Origin of the sequence: Vibrio sp. JPW-9-11-11, from assembly GCF_013369335.1 — a bacterium.
Lineage (GTDB): Bacteria > Pseudomonadota > Gammaproteobacteria > Enterobacterales > Vibrionaceae > Vibrio.
Window position 1 is genome coordinate 188,833 of the sequence record NZ_SZQJ01000003.1, and the last position, 26,020, is coordinate 214,852.

The 26,020-nt window shown below is 46.7% G+C and carries 24 protein-coding genes; 17 read left to right on the forward strand and 7 right to left on the reverse strand.

Going from position 1 to position 26,020, the window contains the following annotated elements:
• The first annotated feature begins 206 nt into the window (after positions 1 to 206).
• Together vpsR and FCU94_RS02365 are read left to right on the forward strand one after the other, a co-directional pair.
• On the forward strand, positions 207 to 1,541 hold the full coding sequence (vpsR, locus tag FCU94_RS02360; RefSeq protein WP_176286951.1) for a cyclic-di-GMP-binding transcriptional regulator VpsR: 1,335 nt from the start codon (positions 207 to 209) through the stop codon (positions 1,539 to 1,541).
• A gap of 505 nt (positions 1,542 to 2,046) precedes the next feature.
• Positions 2,047 to 2,298 carry a DUF1127 domain-containing protein gene (locus tag FCU94_RS02365; RefSeq protein ID WP_176286952.1) on the forward strand — a complete coding sequence of 84 codons (252 nt, stop codon included), beginning with the start codon at positions 2,047 to 2,049 and terminating at the stop codon, positions 2,296 to 2,298.
• A gap of 38 nt (positions 2,299 to 2,336) precedes the next feature.
• Here FCU94_RS02365 and FCU94_RS02370 read toward each other — a convergent pair whose 3' ends face one another.
• The gene (locus FCU94_RS02370; protein WP_176286953.1) at positions 2,337 to 3,371 is read right to left on the reverse strand and encodes an NADP(H)-dependent aldo-keto reductase; all 1,035 of its coding nucleotides are present in this window, start codon (positions 3,369 to 3,371) and stop codon (positions 2,337 to 2,339) included.
• A 129-nt stretch (positions 3,372 to 3,500) separates the two neighbouring features.
• On the opposite strand from FCU94_RS02370, the gene FCU94_RS02375 reads away from it, so the two are divergent.
• Positions 3,501 to 3,812, forward strand: a complete 312-nt coding sequence (locus FCU94_RS02375; protein WP_176286954.1) for a DUF6482 family protein — start codon at positions 3,501 to 3,503, stop codon at positions 3,810 to 3,812.
• Here the strand turns inward: FCU94_RS02375 and mutH are convergent.
• Entirely contained in the window at positions 3,809 to 4,474 is a 666-nt protein-coding gene (gene mutH / locus FCU94_RS02380) for a DNA mismatch repair endonuclease MutH (protein WP_176286955.1), read from the reverse strand. The genes FCU94_RS02375 and mutH overlap by 4 nt on opposite strands.
• A 617-nt stretch (positions 4,475 to 5,091) precedes the next feature.
• Here mutH and rppH point away from each other — a divergent pair.
• From rppH to FCU94_RS02405, 5 genes are read left to right on the forward strand one after another with little or no spacing between them, the layout of a single operon-like run.
• Positions 5,092 to 5,610 (forward strand): RNA pyrophosphohydrolase, encoded by a 519-nt coding sequence (rppH, locus tag FCU94_RS02385; RefSeq protein ID WP_176286956.1) that lies wholly within the window; start codon positions 5,092 to 5,094, stop codon positions 5,608 to 5,610.
• A 2-nt stretch (positions 5,611 to 5,612) separates the two neighbouring features.
• Positions 5,613 to 7,859, forward strand: a complete 2,247-nt coding sequence (ptsP, locus tag FCU94_RS02390) for a phosphoenolpyruvate--protein phosphotransferase (RefSeq protein WP_176286957.1) — start codon at positions 5,613 to 5,615, stop codon at positions 7,857 to 7,859.
• A gap of 8 nt (positions 7,860 to 7,867) precedes the next feature.
• Positions 7,868 to 8,659, forward strand: coding sequence for a sulfite exporter TauE/SafE family protein (locus FCU94_RS02395; RefSeq protein ID WP_176286958.1), 792 nt, complete (start codon positions 7,868 to 7,870; stop codon positions 8,657 to 8,659).
• Between the two features lie 57 nt (positions 8,660 to 8,716).
• The gene (gene lgt, locus FCU94_RS02400; RefSeq protein WP_176286959.1) at positions 8,717 to 9,538 is read left to right on the forward strand and encodes a prolipoprotein diacylglyceryl transferase; all 822 of its coding nucleotides are present in this window, start codon (positions 8,717 to 8,719) and stop codon (positions 9,536 to 9,538) included.
• A gap of 9 nt (positions 9,539 to 9,547) precedes the next feature.
• The gene (locus tag FCU94_RS02405; protein WP_176286960.1) at positions 9,548 to 10,399 is read left to right on the forward strand and encodes a thymidylate synthase; all 852 of its coding nucleotides are present in this window, start codon (positions 9,548 to 9,550) and stop codon (positions 10,397 to 10,399) included.
• A gap of 146 nt (positions 10,400 to 10,545) precedes the next feature.
• Here the strand turns inward: FCU94_RS02405 and FCU94_RS02410 are convergent, their stop codons facing one another.
• Positions 10,546 to 11,691, reverse strand: coding sequence for a Na/Pi symporter (locus FCU94_RS02410; RefSeq protein ID WP_176286961.1), 1,146 nt, complete (start codon positions 11,689 to 11,691; stop codon positions 10,546 to 10,548).
• 410 nt (positions 11,692 to 12,101) lie between these two features.
• On the opposite strand from FCU94_RS02410, the gene nhaR reads away from it, so the two are divergent.
• Complete coding sequence (nhaR, locus tag FCU94_RS02415; protein ID WP_176286962.1) at positions 12,102 to 12,992, forward strand: transcriptional activator NhaR; 891 nt, start codon at positions 12,102 to 12,104, stop codon at positions 12,990 to 12,992.
• 175 nt (positions 12,993 to 13,167) lie between these two features.
• Entirely contained in the window at positions 13,168 to 13,461 is a 294-nt protein-coding gene (locus tag FCU94_RS02420; RefSeq protein ID WP_176286963.1) for an ArsR/SmtB family transcription factor, read from the forward strand.
• A 108-nt stretch (positions 13,462 to 13,569) separates the two neighbouring features.
• Here the strand turns inward: FCU94_RS02420 and rpsT are convergent, their stop codons facing one another.
• A complete protein-coding gene (gene rpsT, locus FCU94_RS02425) occupies positions 13,570 to 13,830 on the reverse strand; it encodes a 30S ribosomal protein S20 (RefSeq protein WP_004410238.1) in 261 nt (86 codons plus the stop codon).
• A gap of 247 nt (positions 13,831 to 14,077) precedes the next feature.
• Between rpsT and murJ the strand changes: the two genes are divergently transcribed.
• From murJ to ispH, 6 genes are all read left to right on the forward strand, one after another.
• Positions 14,078 to 15,646, forward strand: a complete 1,569-nt coding sequence (gene murJ / locus FCU94_RS02430) for a murein biosynthesis integral membrane protein MurJ (protein ID WP_176286964.1) — start codon at positions 14,078 to 14,080, stop codon at positions 15,644 to 15,646.
• A gap of 85 nt (positions 15,647 to 15,731) precedes the next feature.
• Positions 15,732 to 16,676 carry a bifunctional riboflavin kinase/FAD synthetase gene (ribF, locus tag FCU94_RS02435; protein ID WP_176286965.1) on the forward strand — a complete coding sequence of 315 codons (945 nt, stop codon included), beginning with the start codon at positions 15,732 to 15,734 and terminating at the stop codon, positions 16,674 to 16,676.
• Between the two features lie 55 nt (positions 16,677 to 16,731).
• The gene (gene ileS, locus FCU94_RS02440) at positions 16,732 to 19,578 is read left to right on the forward strand and encodes an isoleucine--tRNA ligase (protein ID WP_176286966.1); all 2,847 of its coding nucleotides are present in this window, start codon (positions 16,732 to 16,734) and stop codon (positions 19,576 to 19,578) included.
• Positions 19,579 to 19,653: 75 nt separating this feature from the next.
• Complete coding sequence (gene lspA, locus FCU94_RS02445) at positions 19,654 to 20,163, forward strand: signal peptidase II (RefSeq protein WP_176286967.1); 510 nt, start codon at positions 19,654 to 19,656, stop codon at positions 20,161 to 20,163.
• A gap of 138 nt (positions 20,164 to 20,301) precedes the next feature.
• A complete protein-coding gene (gene fkpB / locus FCU94_RS02450) occupies positions 20,302 to 20,733 on the forward strand; it encodes an FKBP-type peptidyl-prolyl cis-trans isomerase (RefSeq protein WP_176286968.1) in 432 nt (143 codons plus the stop codon).
• Between the two features lie 23 nt (positions 20,734 to 20,756).
• Complete coding sequence (ispH, locus tag FCU94_RS02455) at positions 20,757 to 21,722, forward strand: 4-hydroxy-3-methylbut-2-enyl diphosphate reductase (protein ID WP_176286969.1); 966 nt, start codon at positions 20,757 to 20,759, stop codon at positions 21,720 to 21,722.
• Positions 21,723 to 21,837: 115 nt separating this feature from the next.
• Here the strand turns inward: ispH and FCU94_RS02460 are convergent, their stop codons facing one another.
• Entirely contained in the window at positions 21,838 to 23,322 is a 1,485-nt protein-coding gene (locus tag FCU94_RS02460; protein WP_176286970.1) for a carbon starvation CstA family protein, read from the reverse strand.
• Positions 23,323 to 23,525: 203 nt separating this feature from the next.
• Between FCU94_RS02460 and FCU94_RS02465 the strand changes: the two genes are divergently transcribed.
• Positions 23,526 to 23,867 (forward strand): DUF2799 domain-containing protein, encoded by a 342-nt coding sequence (locus FCU94_RS02465; RefSeq protein WP_176286971.1) that lies wholly within the window; start codon positions 23,526 to 23,528, stop codon positions 23,865 to 23,867.
• Positions 23,868 to 23,909: 42 nt separating this feature from the next.
• Here the strand turns inward: FCU94_RS02465 and murQ are convergent, their stop codons facing one another.
• Together murQ and FCU94_RS02475 are read right to left on the reverse strand one after the other, a co-directional pair.
• Complete coding sequence (gene murQ, locus FCU94_RS02470; RefSeq protein WP_176286972.1) at positions 23,910 to 24,836, reverse strand: N-acetylmuramic acid 6-phosphate etherase; 927 nt, start codon at positions 24,834 to 24,836, stop codon at positions 23,910 to 23,912.
• A gap of 8 nt (positions 24,837 to 24,844) precedes the next feature.
• A complete protein-coding gene (locus FCU94_RS02475) occupies positions 24,845 to 25,960 on the reverse strand; it encodes an anhydro-N-acetylmuramic acid kinase (protein WP_176286973.1) in 1,116 nt (371 codons plus the stop codon).
• Positions 25,961 to 26,020: the final 60 nt, after the last annotated feature.

Genomic DNA, 26,020 nt, shown 5'->3' on the forward strand with positions numbered 1-26,020 from the left:
TCTGTTTTGTATCGACTATGTAGTGCGATATCTGCCGCAAAAAGTCTTGTCGACTTTGCGCTAACATTTTGAAAAAAGGCCTTTCCGTCACTAGTCTTATTATTGAGACAGACTCTTGGGCCTAGTCTCTATAATGTAACCACATCACGGAGACTAAGCCTTTCTGTGGACAGTATTTGTATTATCAATAATAAGGAACAAGCTTCATGGGTAGTCAATTCCGAATGGATTCCGTTCCGGGTTCTTTGGTTGTCGTGGGCGGAACTTACGAGCCCTGGCTGTCTGTACTTGAGCAGGTTGGTTGGCGATGTACTCAATGTGGCGATTTACGTAAAGCAGATGCGTTATTTACGGAAACCGGACCTTGTATCGGTATTGTCGACCTAAGCCATGATGAGTTCAGTCTCAACGGTATTGCTAACTTGGTGAGTAAGCATAAGCAAGTTCGCTGGCTCGCCTTTATTCGAGAGTCTCAACTAAGCTCGGATACCATTTGCCAGTTCATCGTTAACTTTTGTATCGACTTCTTCACCGCACCAATTCCAGATGCTCAGCTACTCAGCACCATTGGTCATCAGTTGGGGATGCTCAAACTGGAGAAGAAAGTGTGGCCTCATTACGGTAACCAGAGCGATATGGGGTTGATTGGGGATTCTATTCCGCTTAAACGTCTCCGTGATCAAATTAAACGTATTGGTCCAACCGATGTCAGTATTCTTATTTACGGGGAAAGTGGCACGGGCAAAGAGACCGTCGCGCGCGCGGTTCATCGAACCTCTGCTCGGGCCAACAAAGAGTTTATTTCGGTGAACTGTCGCGCCATGTCTGAACGTCGAATTGAAAGCGATCTGTTTGGCATCAATCGTGAAGATCACGGTGAAGCATCGATTCTAGAGAAAGCTGACGGTGGTACCATCTTACTCAACGACATTTTAACGTTACCTAAATCGCAGCAGTACAACTTACTCCGTTTCCTTCAAGAAGGTACGGTGGACACCGCAAGTGGACGCAAAGAGGTAGATGTTAGGGTATTGGCGGCCAACTCAGCCGATATTGAGAAGGCACTGATAGACGGCGATTTCAATGAGGAGTTATACCATTACATCAATGTGTTGCGCATAAGTGTCCCTAGCTTAAAAGAGCGTGCGGGTGATGTCGCGATATTAGCGCGCCACTTTTTACAGGAGTACTCTAAAGAGTACAACGCACAGGCGCGTAGTTTTACTGAAGAAGCCAGCCGGGCGCTGACACGATATCACTGGCCAGGTAATGTTCGTGAACTGATGAATCAGATTAAACGTGTAGTGTTAATGTCGGATACCGTCATGCTCGATGAATGCCATCTCGATCTACCCAAGCGCAGTGACAATCGCCGTAGCCTGAAAAGCATTCGTGAACGCAGTGAGCGAGATGCTCTGTTACTCGTCCTTGAGTCGCATTCTGGCCAAGTATCGATGGCGGCCAAAGAACTCGGTGTATCGCGTGCAACTATGTATCGTTTATTAAACAAACATAACTTGATCTCAGATATCCCAGCCTAATTCATTGTTTTGTCAATTAAAAAAGCCGCAACTCTTGTGTTGTGGCTTTTTTGTTTTTAAAAATTATTCACCAGTAACAACTTATAACCAGGGTGAATATCTTATTTCTTTTGTGCTTAGCGCCATCTTCGCAGAGTATCAGGTTGTTTTGCGCCATTTTGTGACAAAACGGTTGAATTACTCGCTGTCGCGGTTAGAATTTAACCATGAGCTCAGGCTCATACACACTTAACTTTGGATTAATTACATTAGCTAGGAGGCGCACAATGAACCATTTTACTGTTCAAACCACTGTTTGCGCTTCTGATGATCGTTGCATCATGGCTTTGGCTGCCTTTATCGCCACTCCCGCCATCTTTGATCGCAAGCTAAACAAATCAATGTAATTAGTCCGTAATCAATCCTTTATTAATTGGCTGCGGAAAAGCAGCGAATTAACTATGTCTGATTGCCACACTTAGATTCGTTGTCTTTTTCCAGCCTTATACTCAACTGGAGAAAACTCATGAGTCATTCTGTTTACCTAAAACTTGCCACACTACTCGTTAAAGCTGACCTACGTCGAGAGGATCGACAATGGAAACGTAAAGTGCGACGCAGTGGCTATGATATTCCTTGGCACAATACTCATCTTTTGAAAGATATTGGTCTTGAACAAGATGGTCGACCAATTGGAATCTCAGAGCCTGATAGCGTGAAAGCTGAGCGTCGCATACGTCATCTTCGTCGTGTTTTAAGTGCGCGAATACCGACGTAATCAAAAGGGGCAGGTTGCTTCACCTGCCCCGATCTCTTTTATGGACAAGGATTGGAGTAAGTCGTCCCAATCTCTTGAATACCTTGAAGTAACTCATCTGACAACACGACATCTAAACTATCAATATTGGCTTTGAGCTGGTCTAAATTTGTCGCCCCAATGATGTTGGCGGCGACAAACGGACGTTGGTTAACAAAGGCTAAGGCCATTTGAGCAGGATCAAGGCCATGCTCTTGCGCCAGTTGGACATACGCTTTGGTGGCTTGCTCGCCTTGCGGAGTAAAGTAGCGCACAAAGCGTTCAAACAGCGAACACCTAGCGCCTTTAGGTCTTTCTCCATTCAAATATTTACCACTCAAACAGCCAAAGGCTAGCGGCGAGTATGCCAGCAGCTGTACGCCTTCATAATGGCTGATCTCTGACAGTCCCACTTCAAAACTGCGATTGAGTAGGTTGTAGGGGTTTTGAATCGAGACGATGCGTGGAAGGTCGTGTTTTTCCGCTAAGCGCAGTAGCGACATCACTCCCCACGGTGTTTCGTTAGACACACCAATGTAACGTACTTTTCCCGCTTTGATCAGTTCCGATAAGGCTTCAAGCGTTTCAATTAATGTCACCTCTTGCTGTTCATCCGGATAAGGATAATTGAGTTGACCAAAACAGTTGGTTTGACGCTGTGGCCAGTGTAACTGGTAAAGGTCGATGTAATCGGTTTGTAATCGCTGCAAGCTCGCATCAATCGCCACATGAATATTGCGTCGATCTAAGCTCATATTGTCTCGAATATAGGGGACGTTACGCGGGCCGGCGATCTTTGTCGCAAGCACGACCTTTTCTCGCTTCCCCGACTGAGCTAACCAATTACCAATATATTGCTCAGTGAGACCTTGGGTTTGTGCTTTAGGTGGAACTGGGTACATTTCCGCGGTGTCGATGAAATTGACGCCTCGTTCCAGGGCATAATCCAACTGACTGAAAGCTTGTTGCTCCGTGTTTTGTTCACCAAATGTCATGGTGCCAAGACAGATCTTACTCACTTCCAATGTTGAATGAGGTAACTTGTTGTATTGCATCGATCTTCCTTGTCGTAACGATTCAAGTGATCTCACTATAGGGGATTTGAGTAGGATAAGAAAAGAGTGTGATGCGACAAATTCGCAAAATGCGTGTTGTTGTCTAATACTCAGTAGTGGAGGTGAGTTATGCAAAAACGTCAGTTAGACAAATGGATTCATGGCCAACACAAAGAGAGTTACCAGCCACCCAAAGTGTTCGTCATTGGGTGTTCAGACCTTTCGCAATATATGTTAGCCGTGGAGTACAAACATCAACTCGAGCCAATACGCGTTGACGATGAACCTGTGCACTTTGATTCTTTAGACCAAGTCAAAGCGGAGTTACAGCGCTTAGGGGTCGAGCGTGCCTATTTAAGGCTGCACAACGCCTATGATGAATGTGGTGAGACCGAAGGGCCTATGTATCAGGATTTAGAAATACCTGTCACTACCCATTAAATAAAGTTTTGTTCTAATATTTGCGCTGTGAACTGAGTTCTGAGATAGAAACCTCTAGGCAGCGTTTTTATTGGCTTGCCACTGGCCCCGTAAGCTTCTGTGAGCACACGGCCGTTGGCGGCTTTTGGCCTTAATTGTAGTACTTCACCATGTCGCGCGTTGATCTGTTCTACTCGGCCTAACACGATCATTTCCATTAACTCTTCCCAATCGGCTTTGAGTTGCGATTCTTGGGCTTCACTCGGTGACCAGATAAGAGGCGACCCCACACGCCGCTCCGCTAAAGGTATTTCACGTTCTCCTTCTACCGGAACCCATAATACGCGGGATAGCTTGTTGCGCACATGGCTGGTTTGCCACGTTAAGCCGTGGACACCAATTAAAGGGGCGACGCAGACAAACGTCGTTTCCAGTGGTTTGCCAGTGTAATTAATAGGGATCGTTTTCAGTTCAATGCCGAGTTGATCGAAGTCTTGCTGAGGCTTGCTACCCGCCGTTGCACCTAGGTGCCACTCAAGCAATTGTCCAACCCAGCCTTTGTCGCGGCGTAAATCGGCAGGCACCTGAATGCCCGCTTCATCTGCCAACTCTTGGAAACGGATACCAGCAATATCGGTTGCGCGCGCCAGTAGCTCTTGTTCTGATTGAGGTTCGCTTTTCATGCTCTGTGATTCATCTTAGTCCGAGCTCTATTGTAACGGAACTGGGGTAAATATCGACTGGAGGGATTTTGATCATAGTGGAGAAAAGATCATCAACTTTTGACTTATCCACAGATTGATGCGGAGTTAAGACAAATAAATCTCAATATGTATGAATAAACAGGGTTTTTGGGTGAGAAAATGGTTTGATTTTTATGATTTAGGCGTTTTTCTGATAGTGCTGTGTGGATAAATGCTTGCCTGGTGGATCTTTGACCGATCTGTGTTAGTGGTTGGTTTTGATCTTAATTTGATTTCTCTAGAACTAGATTGAAGATTTAAAGTTATGATTTTTATGTAATTAATAAATTTTTTTGTTTCTCGGTACTATTGAGTTAACCAGTGTTGCGGTAAAATTGATCAGTTGCCCGATGATTCTTCACATAGTTATGCACAGAAAAGGTGAATAAATGTGGGCTAGGTCTCATCTATGTGTGAGTAACCTATTGGTTGGCTAAAAGTTATTCAGTCTACCTGTCCAGCATCATATTTTCTGTATCAGTCGCACGAGTTAGTTTGCTCATATTGGGGATATGTGGAAAAATCACTGTAATTAAGAATTTATTAGAGGTTGGCCAGTGATAGATGGCGACGGTTACCGCTTAAATGTGGGTATTGTAATCTGTAATAGCCATGGTCAGGTCTTCTGGGCAAAACGATACGGACAACACTCTTGGCAATTTCCACAAGGTGGTATTGATGACGGTGAAACCCCTGAGCAAGCCATGTATCGCGAGTTGTACGAAGAGGTGGGTCTCACCAAAAAAGACGTGAAAATCGTCGCGACGAGTCGTCATTGGTTAAGGTATAAACTACCAAAACGACTGGTTCGTTGGGATTCAAAACCGGTTTGTATCGGCCAAAAACAGAAATGGTTTCTACTGCGTCTAGATTGCGACGAATCGCGCATCAACATGCAAAGTGGTAGTTCCCCTGAATTTGATGGTTGGCGTTGGGTGAGTTATTGGTATCCAGTCAGACAAGTGGTTTCTTTCAAGCGTGACGTGTATCGACGAGCGATGAAAGAGTTTGCATCAATGGCAATGCCGTTCAAAGAGCGCAGAACAAAAGGCAAACGTAAACACCGAAGAGGATAGACATGCTTTCTCAACTAAGGGAAATAGTTGAACAAGTCTCTAAGGTTGATGAGGTTCATCAGGCTTTGGATATCTTGGTCAAACAGACATGCAGTGCGATGGACACTGAATGTTGTACTGTCTATCTTGCCAATGAAGAGATGCAGCGCCTTGAGTTAATGGCGACCCAAGGGCTGCGTTTTAAAGGCGATAAAATCCATATCCGCTTTAATGAAGGCTTGGTCGGCTTGGTAAAGCGTAGCGCTGAGCCCCTCAACTTAGCCGAAGCCTCAAAACACCCCAATTTTAAGTATTTCTCTGAGCTCGGTGAAGAGGTCTATCAGAGCTTTCTTGGCACGCCAATCATATACCGCAAACAGGTATTAGGGGTATTGGTCGTTCAACAGAAAACACCGCGTCTGTTCGATGAAATGGAAGAGTCATTTCTGGTCACCTTAGCCGCGCAGCTTGCGGTAATTATCGCCCACGCACAAACCCAAGGTCATTGGCGTTTAGAGAAGAAACAACAGGCGATTAAAGGTGTACCTGCCTCTTCTGGGGTCGCTATTGGTGAGTTTTGGTGGGATGATACCCAGCCCGATCTTGCCAACGTCTATCCCGCTTCAACGTTAGATATTGAACTCGAACAAGAATGGTTGTTGCTGGCCATTGAAGAAGCGCTGAGTGACTTTCGCCGTATGCGCAAAAAGCTCGATAGTGAGATAAACAAAGACGCATTGGCGATCTTTGATCTTTTCACCCACTTATTGAATGACCCTATGTTGCGCAAAGATCTCAAGGCGCAAATACAAAAAGGTGACCGCGCGGATTGGGCGCTACGACAAGTCGTCGAGTCATACTCGAATCGATTTGCGCGTATGTCGGATGTCTATCTGCGTGAGCGTGCCCAAGATATTCGCGAGCTAGGTCAACGTTTGTTGTTCTTTTTGCACAACACGGCGCAAGACCGTCAAGTTATCGAGAAACCCGTTATCTTAGTGGTCAGAGAGCTGACGGCTTCTCTGCTTGCCTCTGTGCCTAAAGAGAAATTGCTGGCGGTCATTTCTTTAGAAGGGGCCGCCAACTCGCATGCGGCGATCTTATCCAGAGCTTTGGGCATTCCTGCTGTAATGGGGGTTAGCCTCAATTTAAAAGCGATTAACGGCAAGCAAGGTATTGTTGATGGCTACAGCGGCAAAATTCTCGTCTCGCCCAGTCGTCAACTGCTGCGTGAATATCGCGCCTTAGCCAACGAAGAGCGTGAATTGGCCAATATGGTCAATCAGCGTATTGAAGAACCGGCATTTACCAAAGATGGTCATCGAATTGAGGTGATGCTTAATGCTGGATTGAGTGCCGATGCTAATATTGCCATCAACCAAGGCGTTGACGGAGTAGGGTTGTATCGCACCGAGATTTCATTTTTGCTTCAGCACCGTTTTCCTTCTGAAGAGGAACAGACTCACCAATATCAAGCAGTTCTCAACAGCTACCCAGATAAGCGAGTGGTAATGAGAACTTTGGATGTCGGCGGTGATAAAGCGCTCCCTTATTTGCCTATCGAAGAGGATAACCCCTTCTTGGGTTGGCGTGGCATTCGTTTCACGCTCGATCATCCCGACATTTTTTTAATGCAGATACGGGCTATGATGCGCGCAAGTGCGACTCACCAAAACTTAAGTATTTTACTGCCTATGGTGTCTGGTGCTCAGGAGCTAGATGATGCGATTGATTTGATTGAGCGTGCTTACCAAGAGGTCTCCGAGATCAATGAACGAGTCAAGATGCCGCAAATTGGGGTGATGATCGAAGTGCCCTCTATGATCTACTTGTTGCCTTTGATTGCTGAGAAGGTTGATTTTGTCTCTATCGGGACCAATGACTTAACTCAATATCTGCTGGCGGTGGATCGCAATAACGCGCGAGTCGCTGATGTGTATGAGTCGATGCATCCTTCGGTGATTATGGCCCTTCGCCATATTCATCAAACCTGCCAGCAGCTCGGTCTTCCGGTATGTATTTGTGGTGAGTTAGCTGGTGATCCAATTGGCGCGCTATTGATGGTTGGGCTTGGTTATCGCAGCTTAAGTATGAACACTTCCAACGTTGCTAAAGTGAAATATTTGCTGCGTCATACCGACATCGATGAGTTACAACAGCTTGCTGACAGAGCGTTGATACAACCCTACGGTCATAACATTTATACTATGATGCAAGCGTTTTTCGAACAGAAGGGCTTTGCTGGATTTATTCGCGCGGGTAACAAATAAGGTTTAATGTGTCGTTAGAATTGCTGTTTTCATTTATGTTGCTTGGCGCATTCGTTGGAGTGATGGCGGGATTACTTGGCATTGGTGGTGGTCTCATCGTGGTGCCAGCGTTGCTGTTTTTACTACCGATGGCCAATATCGATGCGGGGATTAGTATGCAGATTGCGCTGGCGACCTCCTTGGCCTCGATTATCGCTACTTCAGGCTCTTCTGCACTGAATCATTTTAAGCTGGGCAATGTCGACATGTTTGTGGTTAAGTGGCTGATGCCGGGAGTGGTTATCGGCGGTTTTCTCGGGGCTAACCTAGCCGAATGGATTCCGTCGCAATACTTACCCAAAGTGTTCGGTATTATTGTTTTGTTGTTAGCGATTCAAATGTTGTTTTCGATTCGAGGAACCAGTTCAAAAGCGATGCCGGGCAGTGGTGTGACCATGGTCTATGGTACGGGGATCGGTGTTGTCTCGAGTTTAGCGGGGATCGGCGGGGGCTCATTGTCGGTGCCATTTTTAAATCGCCATGGTATTGAGATGCGCAAAGCGGTGGGGTCGTCATCGGTATGTGGGTGTATGATTGCCATCTCTGGTATGTTGGGTTTTATCCTGCATGGCTATCAAGTCGAAGATTTACCTGCATACAGCGTTGGCTATGTTTATCTACCCGCGCTAATTGCCATTGCCTCCACCTCAATGTTGACCACACGTATCGGCGCAAGGCTCGCAACGTCACTGCCTACCCCAACCCTAAAAAAAATATTTGCTCTGTTTTTAGTTTTCGTGGCTGGAACTATGTTGTTGTAAGGCACTCTCACCTATACGTTTCATTATTATCAAAATTTCTATAAGAGTAGTCATCCTATGTCTCAAGGGTATTTAACCTTTCCTAATATTGACCCCGTGCTAATTTCACTGGGGCCACTCTCCATTCGCTGGTATGGATTAATGTACTTAGTCGGTTTCGCTTTTGCGTTGTGGCTGGCTAATCGACGCGCAGACCAACCGGGCAGTGGCTGGACTCGAGAACAAGTTTCTGACTTGCTGTTTGCGGGGTTCTTGGGGGTTGTTATTGGCGGCCGAGTGGGCTACGTGTTGTTTTATAACTTTGACTTGTTCTTGCAAGACCCTTTATATCTATTCAAAGTTTGGACTGGAGGTATGTCTTTTCACGGCGGTCTACTGGGCGTCATTAGTGCCATGTTTTGGTACGCAAAAAAGAATGGCAGAACCTTTTTTGGTGTTGCCGATTTTATCGCGCCGTTAGTACCGTTTGGTTTAGGAATGGGCCGCCTGGGTAACTTTATGAACAGTGAACTTTGGGGGCGAGTTACAGACGTGCCATGGGCATTTGTCTTCCCGAACGGAGGGCCTTTGCCACGTCACCCTTCTCAGCTATACGAGATGGCATTAGAAGGTATCGTACTGTTCTTCATCTTGAATTGGTTTATCAAGAAGCCTCGCCCGTTAGGCTCAGTGTCGGGTTTGTTCCTCGCGGGTTACGGAACCTTCCGTTTCCTAGTAGAATACGTGCGCGAACCAGATGCTCATTTAGGTCTATTTGGTGGGTTTATCTCAATGGGGCAAATCCTCTCACTGCCTATGGTGATCGCTGGTATTTTGATGATGGTTTGGGCGTACAAGCGCGGCCATTACAAAGACGAATTACCCCAACAAGCGAAGTAAGGAATTGGTGTGAAACAGTATTTAGATCTCTGTCAGCGTATCGTTGACCAAGGTAAATGGGTTGAAAACGAGCGAACGGGTAAGCGTTGTCTGACGGTCATCAATGCCGATCTCACCTACGATGTAGCAAATAACCAATTTCCACTCGTAACGACGCGTAAAAGCTTTTGGAAAGCGGCGGTCGCTGAGTTGCTTGGTTATATCCGAGGCTACGACAATGCAGACGATTTCCGTAAGCTTGGCACTAAAACATGGGATGCCAATGCAAACCTAAACGATGCTTGGCTTAACAATCCTCACCGTAAGGGTGAAGATGACATGGGACGTGTTTATGGTGTGCAAGGCAGAGCTTGGGCTAAGCCTGACGGCGGTCATATCGACCAGTTACGTAAGATTGTTGATGACCTGACTCGTGGTGTTGATGATCGTGGTGAAATCCTTAACTTCTACAACCCGGGCGAGTTCCATATGGGCTGTTTACGCCCTTGTATGTACAGTCACCACTTCTCACTGTTAGGCGACACCTTATATTTAAATAGCACCCAACGCTCTTGTGATGTACCCCTTGGTCTCAACTTCAACATGGTTCAGGTTTACGTGTTCCTCGCTATTATGGCGCAGATCACGGGCAAGCAACCGGGTCAGGCATACCACAAGATCGTCAATGCGCATATCTATGAAGACCAGCTTGAGTTGATGCGAGATGTGCAACTTAAGCGTGAACCTCTTAAAGCGCCAACGTTCCATATCAATCCAGAGATCAAGTCACTCGAAGATTTAGAGACTTGGGTAACTCTGGATGATTTCTGGGTAGAAGGTTACGAACACCACGAAGCGATCAAGTATCCGTTCTCGGTCTAGCTGGGAATGGATTTCAAAAGCCGCCGTTGATAGGGCGGCTTTTTTGTTACTCAAGCAGGCTTGGCCTGCGCCGGATAGGTCAACGCGGCGATACAAAAAAGCCCACGATCTGAGTCGTGGGCTTTGATATCAGCGATGGTGTTTGTTTAAGCAGTCAGCGCCAAGATAGTACCTGGTAGTAAGACGAATACTGCCAATAGGTAACCGGCAACAACCGCTTTGTTTTTCACTGCCATGTCAGAGATAAGGTCAGCGCCCTTGACTGGAATCTCGCGTAGGAACGGAATGCCATAGATGAATACCGTTGCCATGATGTTAAACACTAAGTGAACAAGTGCAATTTGTAGTGCGAACACTGCGAACTCACCCGATACTGCAGTTGCTGCCAGTAGTGCGGTAATACAAGTACCGATGTTTGCACCTAGCGTGAATGGGTAAACGTCACGAACTTTCAGTACACCAGAGCCTACTAGAGGAACCATCAAACTGGTGGTAGTTGAAGAAGACTGCACCAAAACAGTCACGATAGAGCCAGACATGATGCCGTGAATTGGACCACGACCAATGGCATTCTTGAGAATTTCACGAGCGCGGCCAACCATCAGGCTCTTCATGAGCTTACCCATCACTGTGATCGCGACGAAAATAGTCGCAATACCCAGAACAATAAGCAGTACGCCGCCGACGGTGTCGCCAAATGTGCCCAAAGGCTCTTTCACGGCGTTTACAACAGGCTTAGTGATAGGTTTGATAAAGTTCAAGCCTTTGATGCTCATATCGCCTGTTGCTAAGAATGGGGATACCAACCAATGAGAGATCTTGTCCAAAATACCAAACATCATTTCGAGAGGTAGGAAGATGGCCACCGCGAGTAGGTTGAAAAAGTCGTGGATGGTGGCGCTGGCAAAGGCGCGTTTGAACTCTTCCTTACAGCGGACGTGACCAAGACTGACAAGCGTATTGGTGACCGTCGTACCTATATTGGCACCCATCACCATAGGAATAGCGGTTTCTACCGGGAGGCCACCAGCAACAAGACCCACGATAATTGAAGTGACGGTACTCGATGACTGAATTAAGGCCGTGGCCACTAGACCAATCATCAAACCTGCGACTGGGTGTGAAGCAAACTCAAACAAAACTTTTGCTTGATCGCCTGTTGCCCATTTAAAGCCACTGCCTACCATAGATACTGCAAGAAGCAGTAGATATAACATGAATGCCAAGTTAGCCCAGCGCAACCAACGAGTCGTACTCGAAATCGGCGCCGCTGTTGTAGTAGCTTGGTTCATAATTTTTCTCCGTGGACCTGTATAAGTAAGTAAAGGTCGGTTGTTTAATCTGAGGCTGATGGTAGAGAGGAAATATTTCAGTAATATTACAGTTGTGTTTAAGCTGTCTTTTTTTGTCCCAGGGCGGGAGAAATGAGTGTACTGATAGTTTTACGAATTAACTAAGTTTTTGATTTTTAGTTTATTTTTGTTGATTCCTTCAAGGTGGCGAAGATGTGACAAAAGTCGAAAAAAATGCCTTTTAGTGACCGAGTTTGAGTCATGTTTATGACAATGCAGTGTCATAAATACAAGGTAATATTCGTTAAAACTTACTCTTGCTTGTTGAGTGTAAGGTTTTGACGAAATGTTGTTGTCATTGGAGCCTTCTGCTATAACCTAGACTCTCATAATTTCGAGTTACTACCGACATGTCGCATCTTAACTATAATCACCTTTATTACTTTTGGATGGTGTGTAAGCAAGGTTCAGTCACTAAGGCGGCCGATGCTCTATTTTTAACGCCGCAAACCGTTACCGGTCAAATCAAAGCGCTTGAAGAGCGTATGGATGGCAAGCTGACCAAACGCAATGGACGCAGTGTAGAGCCCACCGAGCTGGGACAGCTGGTGTTCAAGTATGCCGATCGAATGTTTGGTTTAAGCTATGAGATGTTGGATATCGTTAACTATAGTCAGCGCTCGAATATTCTATTTGATGTCGGGGTGGCGGATGCTTTGTCGAAGCGTTTAGTCAGCAAAATCCTTCTGACCACAGTGCCAGATGACGGCAGTCTTCATTTACGCTGTTTTGAGTCTACCCATGAAATGCTACTCGAACAGTTATCACAACATAAATTGGATATGATTTTATCCGATTGTCCGGTGGACTCGAGTCAAAGTCCCGGTTTGTACAGCATCAAGCTGGGCGAATCGAATATGAGTTTTTTCTGCTCCGGTAACGTTACCGATGTCACTTTTCCTGCGATTCTTGAACAACGTAAATTACTGATCCCAGGCAGCCGCACTGCTATGGGGCGTAAAGTTCTGCAATGGTTTGATCGCCAAGGTCTGCAACCCAACATTTTGGGTGAATTTGATGATGTTGCGTTGATGAAGGCGTTTGCGCGCTACCACCATGATGTTATCTTTCTTGCGCCCTCTATTTATGTCTCTGAAGTGGAGAGCGACCTTCCACTGCAATTGATTGGTCATATCGATGAACTAAAAGAAGAGTACTACGTTATTTTTGCTGAACGGATGATCCAGCACCCGGCAGTGAAAAACGTTTGTGATGCAGACTTCACAAGCCTTTTTAATTAGCGGTTATTTTTCAAACGAACAAATAGATTAATTGTTACATTTCGATTAATATTCAAAATAATTCACTGCATAAAAAATTAAAGATCAAGTGGATTGAATAAAGTTTGGTGATCAATACGCATATTGTATGGTCAATTGTTGTAGACGATGTTGTGGTATCAAGGGGTAGTGGCCGATGAACCTACAAGAGATGGAAAAAAACTCTGCTCAGGCGGTAGTGCTACTAAAGGCGATGGCGAATGAGCGTCGCTTACAAATTTTGTGCTTGCTGCACAATCAAGAGCTATCGGTGGGGGAGTTGTGTAATAAGTTGGAGCTGAGCCAATCGGCGTTATCTCAACATTTAGCCTGGTTGAGACGGGATGGATTAGTGAATACACGCAAAGAAGCGCAAACCGTCTTTTATACCTTGAGTAGTCAAGAAGTTAAAGCAATGATCCAATTGTTGCATACCCTATACTGTGCTTAAGGGCTAACTTGTTTTATTTTGAGGTGGGTCGTTCAACCTCAAAATAAAACAGATATAAAAAAACCGGCCTAGGCCGGTTTTTTCTTTCACTGGGAAATCAGAGTTCTATTATAGAGCTTTGATTGCAGCAGCGAAGCGAGACTTATGACGAGCTGCTTTATTCTTGTGAATAAGGCCTTTAGTCGCCATGCGGTCTAGGATTGGTGTAACTGTAGCAAATGCTTCAGTTGCAGCAGCTTTGTCGCCTGCTTCGATAGCAGCAACAGTTTTCTTCATGTAAGTGCGCATCATAGAACGACGGCTAGCGTTGTGCTGGCGACGTTTCTCAGCTTGGATAGCGCGCTTCTTAGCAGATTTACTATTTGCCAAGGGTCTAACTCCCAAAAACTTAGTTCGGTGACAATTTAAGGGCGAGGAATATCCCTCATTTGCGCTTAAATGTCAAATGATTTGTGCAAAAACCCATCGAGCCAAACAAATTTTGGATTGAAAGGTCTTCACGGTTAAGATGGCGGGGATTCTAACAGTATTTTTTTTTCAATGCTAATACTAATCTGCTCTGCTCATGACATTCCTGATGTAAAGTAGAGCGAAATTTTTGATTCCCGAGGTAATTGTGAGTAAACGTCTGCTCAAGTCAGGCATGATCGTCAGTGCCATGACACTGATCTCTCGAGTATTAGGTTTAGTTCGAGATGTGGTTGTTGCTAATTTAATGGGGGCAGGAGCGAGTGCCGATGTGTTCTTTTTTGCCAACAAAATTCCTAACTTTTTGCGTCGCCTGTTTGCTGAAGGTGCCTTCTCACAAGCCTTTGTTCCGGTATTAACCGAGTATCACGCCAGCAAAGACTTAGATAAAACACGTCAACTAATTGCTCGCGCTGCTGGCACTTTGGGCGTGATTGTATCGATTGTGACCTTGCTTGGCATTGTTGGCTCTGGGGTGGTCACTGCCCTGTTTGGTTTTGGCTGGTTTTTGGATTGGCTCAACGGCGGACCATCGGCAGAGAAGTTTGAGCTGGCCAGTTTAATGCTCAAAATTACCTTTCCTTATTTATGGTTTATTACTTTTGTCGCGCTGTCGGGCGCCATTCTTAATACCATGGGTAAGTTTGCGGTTTCCTCGTTCACGCCAGTGTTTCTCAATGTGATGATTATTCTTTCAGCCTGGTTTCTTGCTCCGCAACTGACTCAGCCTGAAATTGGTTTAGCCATTGGTGTTTTCTTAGGAGGATTGGTTCAGTTCCTATTTCAAATTCCGTTTTTGATTAAAGCTGGTGTGATGGTCAAACCTCAATGGGGATGGCGAGACCCGGGGGTAGTCAAAATTAGAACTTTGATGATCCCGGCGCTGTTTGGTGTGTCTGTCAGTCAAATCAATCTTCTATTCGATACCTTTATTGCTAGCTTCTTACAAACGGGGTCCATCAGTTGGCTGTATTACTCCGACAGATTGCTTGAATTCCCGCTCGGTTTGTTTGGCATTGCCATTGCAACCGTCATATTGCCCGCTTTGTCACGAAAGCACGTCGATGCTCATAGTGAAGGCTTTGCCCAAACCATGGATTGGGGGGTGCGAATGGTGACCCTGTTGGGAGTGCCCGCTATGTTGGGGTTGATGGTATTGGCCAAACCTATGCTGATGGTGCTGTTCATGCGTGGAGAGTTTACTGCGCAAGATGTCACCTTTGCCTCAATGTCCTTGATCGCCTACGCCTCAGGGTTACTCAATTTTATGTTGATCAAAGTGCTCGCGCCGGGATATTACTCGCGCCAAGACACCAAAACTCCGGTGCGCTATGGCATTATTGCTATGGTCACCAACATGGTATTCAACGCTATTTTTGCTTGGTTCTATGGTTACGTCGGGCTTGCTATCGCGACAGCGTTATCAGCGTTCGTCAATATGTCGCTTTTATATAGGGGGCTGCACCTAGCAGGGGTTTATCAGCTCACACGACGGACAGGGGTGTTTATCGGTAAGTTAGTTGTGGCGGGTGGTTTGATGGTTATGGCTATCTTATCGCAACTAGAAAGCTTGGATATATGGCTAACATGGAGTTTTGCGGAACGTGTTATGTGGCTCACAGGCTTAATAGGTTTGGGCGCGGGCGTGTATTTGCTGAGCTTACTGTTATTTGGTGTGCGTTTAAACGATCTAAAAGCAGCGACAGAGCAAGGCTGATTAGTATATAATCCGTCGGTTTCACGCAAGGTAAACGCAACCTTTAGCCATTTAACCCATAAAGATAGGTTTTTAGCAGTCTCCAATGGAATTGATTCGAGGGATTCATAACATCAAACCACACCACAAAGGGTGTGTATTGACGATCGGAAATTTCGATGGCGTGCATCTTGGGCATCAAGAAGTTTTACGTCAAGTTTCTGAAAGAGCTAAGGATTTAGGTTTGCCTTCGACGGTGATGACGTTTGATCCTCAACCGTTGGAGTTGTTTGCTAAAGAGAAAGCGCCAGCGCGTTTAACTCGATTGCGTGATAAGTTTGTTCAACTGAGCAAACTGGATATCGAAAGGCTGTTGTGCGTTAACTTTAACCACCAGTTCGCCACTCAGTCACCACAGTCATTTATTCGTGACTTGTTGGTTGAGCGTTTGGGTGTTAAGTTTCTGGTTGTTGGCGATGATTTCTGCTTTGGTAATCAACGCAAAGGTAACTTTGCCATGCTTCAGCAAGCTGGAGAAGAGTTGGGTTTTGACGTGGTCAGTACGCAGAGTTTTCGTCTACAACAGCTGCGTGTAAGCAGCACCGCTATCCGAGAAGCATTGGCGCAAGATAAGCTTGAAGCCGCTGCACAAATGCTGGGGCGTCATTACAGTATCAGCGGGCGGGTCTCCCACGGTAGAAAGTTGGGCAGAACGATAGGTTTTCCTACCGCGAATATCCCACTCAAACGTTGCGTGTCGCCAGTGTCGGGAGTCTACACCGTCGAGGTGCTAGGCCTTGCTGAACATGCGATTGGCGGCGTAGCTAACATTGGTAATAGACCAACGGTTAACGGGGTACGCCAACAGCTAGAAGTACATTTGTTTGACTTTAAAGCCAACTTATATGGCAAACAGTTGGAAATCGTACTTTTAGATAAAATTCGCGACGAACACAAATTTGAGTCGTTTGACGCGCTAAAACAACAAATTGAATTGGATGCTGAGGCAGCAAGGGTGTGGCTGCGTCAGCGTAAAGACCAAGCGGTTTAGTTCGCTGCTTGGCATAATGTCTAACTGTCACCCAAGACAACGGAATTAAGAATCGATGAGTGAGTATAAAGATACCCTGAACCTTCCTGAAACAGGGTTTCCGATGCGCGGCAATCTGGCGAATCGCGAGCCAGAAATGCTTGAGCGTTGGTACAAAGAAGACCTTTACGGTGCAATCCGTGAAGCGAAGAAAGGCAAAAAATCTTTCGTTCTACATGATGGCCCTCCATACGCGAATGGCGACATTCACATTGGTCACGCACTAAATAAGATTCTTAAAGACATTATTATTAAATCCAAAACACTTTCTGGTTTTGATGCACCGTACATTCCAGGTTGGGACTGTCACGGCCTACCAATCGAACTAATGGTAGAAAAGAAAAAAGGCAAACCGGGCCAAAAAATCTCCGCGGCTGAGTTTCGTGAAGAGTGTCGTAAGTACGCGGCAGGTCAGGTAGAAGGTCAAAAAGAGAGCTTCAAACGCCTAGGTATCATGGGTGAGTGGGATAAGCCTTACCGCACGATGGATTTTGCCACTGAAGCCAACATCATCCGTGCTCTTGGTAAGATTGCCGATAACGGTCACCTACTAAAAGGTTTCAAACCTGTACACTGGTGTACAGACTGTGGTTCAGCGCTTGCTGAGGCAGAAGTTGAATACAAAGATAAAGTGTCGCCATCTATCGATGTTCGCTTTAAAGCGGCAGACGCGCAAGCGCTGCTATCTAAGTTTGACCTAAATGAAGGTCACGAAGGTGAAGGCGACATTTCAATCGTTATCTGGACAACGACACCATGGACACTGCCTGCAAACCGCGCTGTGTGTCTACGTGACGATCTAGAATACGTGCTTATCCAAGTCGAAGGTGAAACGAAAGAGCGTATCATCGTTGCCTCTGAACTGGCTAAAGACGTGATGGATCGTGCGGGTATCGAGCACTTCCATAACCTTGGTTTTGCGAAAGGTGCCGACCTTGAGCTTTCTCAGTTCCAACATCCATTCTACGACTTCACTGTACCTGCGATCCTTGGCGACCACGTTACGACTGAATCCGGTACAGGTGTGGTTCATACAGCACCAGGGCACGGTCAAGAAGATTTCGCAGTCGGCAACAAATACAACCTAGAAGTAGCAAACCCTGTAGGTTCAAACGGTGTTTACCTACCGGATACTGAGCTATTTGCCGGTCAGCATGTATTTAAAGCCAATGATGCTGTGGTTGAAACGCTAAAAGAGAAAGGCGCGCTGCTTCATCACCACGCTTACGAGCACAGCTACCCACACTGCTGGAGACACAAAACGCCAATCATTTTCCGTGCAACACCACAATGGTTCGTGTCTATGGACCAAGCTGGCCTACGTGCAAAAGCACTCGAGTCAATCAAAGGTGTTGAGTGGATGCCTGAGTGGGGTCAAAGTCGTATCGAAGGTATGATTGAAGGTCGCCCTGAGTGGTGTATCTCTCGTCAACGTACTTGGGGTGTGCCAATCGCTCTATTTGTTCACAAAGAGACTTCAGAGCTTCATCCAAACACCATTGAGCTAGTAGAGAAAGTTGCTCAACTGGTTGAAGAGAAAGGCATTCAAGCTTGGTGGGATCTGGAAATCTCTGACCTACTCGGTGAAGAAGCAGATAATTACGAAAAAGTGTTAGATACACTCGACGTATGGTTTGATTCTGGTGTGACTCACTATTCCGTGGTTGATGCTCGTGAAGAGTACAACGGCAACAGTGCTGACCTATACCTTGAAGGCTCTGACCAACACCGTGGTTGGTTCCAATCTTCACTTATTTCATCTATCGCGATGAAAGACGAAGCGCCATACAAGCAAGTGCTGACTCACGGTTTTGTGGTTGACGGTCAAGGCCGTAAGATGTCGAAATCTATCGGTAACGTAGTTGCACCAAAAGATGTCACCAACAAGCTAGGTGCTGATATCTTACGTTTATGGGTGGCTTCAACTGACTACACAGGTGAAGTCGCGGTTTCTGATGAAATCCTAAAACGCAGCGCAGATGCGTACCGTCGTATCCGCAACACAGCACGTTTCTTCCTGGCTAACTTAAACGGCTTTAATCCAGCAACCGATCTGGTTCCTGCTGAAGAGATGGTTGCCCTAGACCGTTGGGCGGTCGGCCGCGCATTCGCTGCTCAAGAAGAGATCGTTAAAGCTTACGGTGAGTACAACACCCATGCCGTCACTCAGCGTTTAATGCAGTTCTGTTCTATTGAAATGGGCTCTTTCTACTTAGACGTCATCAAAGACCGTCAGTACACAGCAAAACGTGGCGGCCACGCGCAGCGTAGCTGTCAGACCGCGCTTTACTACATCGTTGAAGCACTCGTTCGTTGGATGGCGCCAATCATGTCGTTCACTGCAGATGAGATCTGGAACGAGATGCCAGCTTCCCTTCCTACAGGTGAAGGCCGTGATAAGTTTGTTTTCACTGGCGAATGGTATGAAGGTCTATTCGGTCTAGCAGAAGGCGAAGAGCTAAACAACGAGTTCTGGACGGACGTTCAATCAGTGCGTGGTAGCGTGAACAAGTTGCTAGAAGACGCGCGTAAAGAGAAAGTTATCGGTGGTTCACTACAAGCAGAAGTGACGCTTTACGCTGATGATGCGTTAGCAGCGAAACTCAGCAAGTTAGAAGATGAGCTACGCTTTGCACTACTGACTTCAGCGGCGGTTGTTAAGCCTCTCAGCGACAAAACAGATGCTGCACAGGCAACAGATGTAGAAGGTCTGTTCGTGGAAGTGAAAGCAACAGAGAACGAGAAGTGTGACCGCTGTTGGCACCACACGCCAGACGTAGGCACGATTGAAGGTCATGAGAAGATCTGTGGCCGTTGTGTATCGAACGTTGATGGCGAAGGCGAAGTACGTAAGTTCGCATAATTAGCGATAGAACGACTGAACTTTTCAATAATTAAACGGCCCCAGTATCTACTGGGGCTGTTTTTAGGTAAAGAAATGAGTGAACAAGCATTAACGCTTAAACAATCTGGCGTCCGCTGGCTATGGCTCGCGGCGGTCATATTTATTGCAGATATCGTGATCAAGTTATTTGTAATGGATAACATGGGATATGGCTGGGCAAACCGAATCGAAGTGTTGCCTTTCTTCAACCTATTGTATGTTCATAACTACGGCGCTGCGTTTAGTTTTTTGAGTGATCAAGCCGGTTGGCAACGCTGGTTATTTACTGGGATAGCTTGTGCGGTGACAGCAATGCTGACCTATTGGATGAGTAAACTGCCTGCTCAAGAAAAGTGGAATAACATCGCGTACGCCATGATTATTGGTGGGGCGATCGGCAATGTATTTGACCGTATTGTGCATGGTTTTGTAGTCGACTATCTCGATTTCTACTGGGGCTCTTACCATTGGCCTGCGTTCAACTTAGCCGATGCGACTATCTGCATTGGCGCGGCAATGATCATCCTCGACGGGTTTCGTAAAAAAGACAGCAGCCGTGCATAAAGCGTGATTAAGCGAATAACCCTAAGCGCTGTCTGTTGATTCAGATGGCGCTTTTCTTTATGTTGAAGCCCAAGTCGACAGTTGTTCCAATAACACCGTATAAAGAGTCGATATAACCACTAAAAAGGAAGCCAAGACGTGACCATCATTGCCCAAGATTCTGCAGTAACGCTGCACTTTACGATTAAAATGCCCGACGGTTCTATTGCTGACAGCACGCATAATATGAGAAAACCGGCCAAGCTCGTGATTGGCGATGGCAGCCTGAGTGAAAACTTCGAACAGTGCTTACTTGGCCTCAGTGTTGGCGACAACAAGGCAATTGAACTTAAGGCGCAAGATGCGTTTGGTATGCCTAATCCCGATAATATTCACTACATGGAGCGGAATAAGTTTGTGGGTGACGCCGAGGTAGAAGTTGGTACCGTGATGGCGTTCTCTGGCCCCGATGGTATGGAAATCCCCGGGATTATTACCGAGATCGCGGGCGACTCAGTGACGGTTGACTTTAACCATCCGCTTGCAGGGCAAGATGTGACTTTTGAAGTTGAAATTTTGTCAGTAGAATAGCGACCAATTAAGATAATGACTCTATGAGCAATGAAATGAAAATCCTGTTAGCCAATCCTCGTGGTTTTTGTGCTGGCGTTGATCGCGCAATTAGTATTGTCGAGCGTGCACTGGAACTCTATCAGCCGCCGATTTATGTCCGCCATGAAGTGGTCCACAACCGCTTTGTGGTCGAAGGGCTCAAACAGCGCGGAGCGGTTTTTGTCGAAGAGTTAGATGAAGTACCTGATGACAATATCGTTATTTTCTCGGCTCATGGTGTATCGCAGGCTGTGCGTAAAGAAGCCAAAGAACGCGCTCTGACCGTGTTTGATGCGACTTGTCCGCTGGTAACCAAAGTTCACATGGAGGTTGCTCGTGCCAGTCGCAAGCATATGGAAGTGGTATTGATTGGCCATGCTGGACATCCAGAAGTTGAAGGAACCATGGGACAATACGCCAGTGAACAAGGCGGCATGTACCTGGTTGAGACTCCTGCAGATGTGATTCAGTTGAAAGAGAAGGTGAAAGATCCCACTCACTTGCATTATGTTAGTCAAACCACCTTGTCGGTGGATGAAACCGCAGACGTTATTGACGAGTTACGTCGCGTATTCCCTGATATTCAGGGGCCGCGTAAAGATGACATCTGTTACGCCACCCAAAACCGCCAAGATGCCGTGCGTGATATGGCCGCTGATGTTGACGTGGTGGTTGTGGTTGGGTCGAAAAACTCATCCAATTCTACTCGACTAAAAGAGTTGGCAGAGAAACTCGGCACCCCAGGCTATCTCACCGATTGCCCTGAGGATATTCAGCCAGAGTGGTTCACTGGTAAAAATAAAGTCGGCGTGACAGCAGGGGCTTCTGCGCCAGAGGAGTTGGTTAATCAAATCCTCGAGCGAGTGAAACAGCTAGTCGGCGCGAAAAGTGTGGAAGAGATTCAAGGCCGTGAAGAGAACATGTTCTTCGAAGTGCCAAAAGAGCTGCAGATCAAGCAAGTCGACTGAGATAGGTAGAACAAAAAAGCCAGCGTTGATCGCTGGCTTTTTTGTTGGTATTCGTCTGATAAGTCAAAGGCTCCCGAAGGAGCCTTTGATAAAGTGCAAGCGAAGTGTAATTGACTTAGGCTGTTTCTGTGACAGCTTGTGGTTTCTCTTCGTCAGCCAAGTCAGTCTCACCTTTGCCTTTTGAGGTTTTGATGACGTAACCGGCAACCGCTAGGGCAAATAGGATGCCAGCAGTCGTCGAAACTTCAATTGGTAGTCCGAAGCCTAAGGTGCTGTTGTTGAGGATGAAAGTGGCACACACAGTGGTCATAAATACCGCTGGTACTGTTGTGATCCAATGTAGCTTATTGTGGCGCAGTAGGTAAGCGGATGCGGTCCATAGCATCATGACAGCGGTAGATTGGTTTGCGAAGCCGAAGTAACGCCAAATAATACCGAAATCAACTTGAGTCAGAACGCCACCAATGATGAATAGAGGCACCGCCATCATTAGGCGATTACGCAGTGCCTTTTGATCAACGTTGAAGTACTCAGCTAAGATCAAACGGCTAGAGCGGAACGCGGTGTCTCCAGACGTGATCGGTAGAATAACCACACCCAAGAATGCCAAGATACCACCGAACACACCTAATAGGCCGAACGATGCGCTGTAGACAACGTTACCAGGGCCACCATTCTTCACCGCTTCCGCAAGTGAGTCTAGAGAGCCGAAGAAAGACAATGCAATCGCACACCAGATTAGCGCGATGACACCTTCGCCGATCATTGCTCCATAGAACACAAAGCGGCCATTCTTTTCATTTTCCATACAACGCGCCATCAGTGGCGACTGGGTCGCGTGGAAGCCAGAAATCGCACCACACGCGATAGTGATGAATAGGGCTGGCCACAGAGGCATATCATTCGGGTTCAAGTTGCTAAACATATCTGCTACTTGGAAATCACCCATCACGGTATGTTCGCTTGAGAAAGCCACCGCGGTCATCAGGCCGACAGACATGAAAATGAGTAGCGCGCCAAATAGTGGGTAGAAGCGGCCGATAATCTTATCGACAGGAACGATGGTCGCAATGATGTAGTAAGCGAAGATAGCGATGACCATGGTGGTCATACTGACGTTTAGGCTGGTTTGATCATTGATAAGGTTTGTGATCATACCTGCTGGCGCTGAGACAAATACCACACCAACAAGAAGCAGTAGAACAATGGCAAAGATATTCATAAAGTGTTTTGCGCCATTGCCCAAGTAGCGGCCAGTGATGGTCGGAACAGAGGCGCCACCGTTGCGTACTGAGAGCATACCGGAGAAGTAATCATGGACTGCCCCCGCAAAAATACACCCGATAACAATCCACAACATGGCTGCAGGACCATAAAGTGCGCCCATGATCGGACCAAAAATCGGGCCGACGCCAGCAATGTTGAGGAGTTGAACTAGGTACACCTTCTTGGTTGACATTGGTACGTAGTCAACGCCGTCAGCTTTGGTGTGAGCCGGAGTTTGACGTTTTTCGTTAATGCCAAAGACTTTTTCAACAAAAGCCCCGTAGATAAAGTAGCCGCCAATCAAGGCCGCAACACAGGTTAGAAACCACAACATAGCACTCGTTCCTTTGTAAAATTTAATAAGCTCACTGTGCATACTATGCTCAATAATGACCATCGGCTTTCGCTTATCCAGTGAGTGGTCGTATAGGGAGACGAGCGGTTGATTGAGAAACTGAGTGGTTTTTCCTCAAGTGCAGTGGTAATTCTGTCCGAATAGTGGTTTGATAACCTCATCGGAAAAAGCAAGGAAAAACAATGAGAAAGTTATTTGTTGCCTTACTGGCATCATTGTTGGCAGCCTGTGCCAGTAGTCCGCAACAGTTGGCGAATGAGGGCGATTGGTATCAAATTGGTTACCAGGATGGCATTGTTGGCCATACTGCGCGAACGTTCAAAGAGCTGGCAAGTTTGGGGAGTGTAAAACAGTCAGACTACGACCAAGGTTACTTTGATGGAGTGGGTGAGTATTGCAATCCAGATTTCGCCTATCAGATGGGATTATCCGGTCAATACTATGAAGGCGTTTGCGAGGGGACGGACGAGGCGCAAAAGTTTCGAATGGAATGGCAACGTGGCTGGAACGAACACCAAAACTGATCGAACAGAGAGAGCAATAATGCTCTCTCCCAAAAAACTGCGTTATTCGCCCTGATGGTGTTGTACCGCCTTACGCAAGAAGCCGTTTTGTACTTCTAACTGATGTCTTGCACTATCGATATCCATACCAGTGAGTAGCATCAGTATTGCTAATTTGACGTCATAACCCGTATGCTCAAGGGTGCGCGTCGCGCTGTGGATATCGCACTCTGTTGCTTGCATCACAATTCGAGCGGCCCTGGCGATGAGTTTTTTGTTGGTGGCTTTCACATCGACCATTAAGTTTTGATAACTTTTACCCAAGCGGATCATACTGGCGGTTGTGAGCATATTCAGCACTAATTTCTGTGCTGTACCTGATTTCAAGCGGGTCGAACCGGTCAGAGCTTCTGGGCCAACCACTGGCGAAATAGCAATGTCGGCAATCTCTGCAATCGGCGAATCAGGGTTGCAAGAGAGTGCGACGCTGGTGGCTCCTATCTGGTTGGCGTACTCCAGCGCGCCGATGACATAAGGCGTTCGCCCGCTGGCGGCAATGCCGACTAGCACATCATTCGATGAAAAATGAATCGCGTTGAGGTCCGTGACACCTTGCTCTCTTGAGTCTTCCGCCCCTTCCTTTGCTTTGAGAATCGCTTCTGGCCCTCCAGCGATAAGGCCAATCACCATTTGGTCAGAGACGCCAAACGTCGGTGGGCACTCCGAAGCATCAAGTACCCCCAAGCGGCCGCTGGTTCCTGCGCCCATATATATCAGCCGTCCACCGACTTTGAATGCGGCGGTAATTTTGTCGACAGCTTTAGCGACGTCAGGTAGAGCTTTCTCAACGGCTAAAGGGACCAGTTGATCTTGTTGGTTGATGCGTTGGACTATCTCCAGCGAAGAGAGGAGATCTATGTCCATAGTTTCTGGGTTTCGACCTTCAGACACTAAATGTGAAAGTGCTGCGATCAGCGCGTCATTAGTCATAGTTGTCCTTATTTATCAGCCAAGTACAGCACACCAAGAGAAGCCAGTTGTGACGCTCCGGTGACTTCAGGCAGGTTGCTTGGCAAATTGTGAATGCGGCGATAGGCGAGCCAAGCAAAGGCCATCGCTTCCATATTATTGCTATCGACCCCTTTGTCATCGGTGGGCATAACCTGCCACTCAGGCAGTAGATCCTTTAAGCGTTGCATAAGTAATGGGTTGTGCGCGCCACCTCCACAAACGAGTAATTCAGGCTCTTGCCCTAGTTTAAATTGGGCCACTTCATTGGCAATGGTTTGCGCCGTGTACTCACATAACGTTCTTTGAACGTCGGCGCTAGAAGCGCTGTAACGCTTTACAATCGCCTCTAACCAAGGGATGTTGAATAACTCACGTCCGGTGCTTTTTGGCGCAGAGAGCGCTAAGTAGGGTTCTTTTAGCAGCTCACAGAGAAGTGGCTGATTAAGGTTTCCTTTGCTGGCAAACTTGGCGTCTTTATCAAAGGCTGCGCCCTCATGACGAAAGCACCAAGCATCCATCAACATATTACCTGGGCCGGTATCGTAGCCGATTACCGCCTGATTTGGACGCAGTACCGATATGTTGGCAATGCCGCCGATATTGAGTACGACTACCGTTGAGCTCTGAGGTTGAAAAATAGACTGGTGAAAGGCAGGGACTAACGGCGCCCCTTGCCCGCCTAAGGCGATGTCTTTGCGTCTAAAGTCGGCGACCGTATCGATTCGCGTCAGTGCGGCAATAATATTGGCGTCACCGAGTTGGAGAGTAAATGGCGTTTGCCCCGTTGGTTGGTGGAATACGGTTTGACCATGATTACCAATGGCAGTGATATCTGACGCTTTATAGCCGCTCTTGTCTAACAGAGCATGAACGGCTTGTGCATAGAGTTTACCGAGTAGGTGATCAATCTGTCCGATTTCAGGCAAGCTGGTTTGTTGGCCGAGTGACACATCTAAGATACGTTGCTTGAGTGAATCTGGAATTGGGTGATCATAGCTATCCAGCAAGCGCACCTGATTATTGTCGATTTCAACTAGTACTGTATCGATCCCATCAAGGCTGGTGCCTGACATGATGCCAATGTATAACGCGTTTGTTGTCATGCTCAAATTTCGCTAACAGTGAGGTTTATCCATTGTAAACCGAGAATAATCCGAATAACC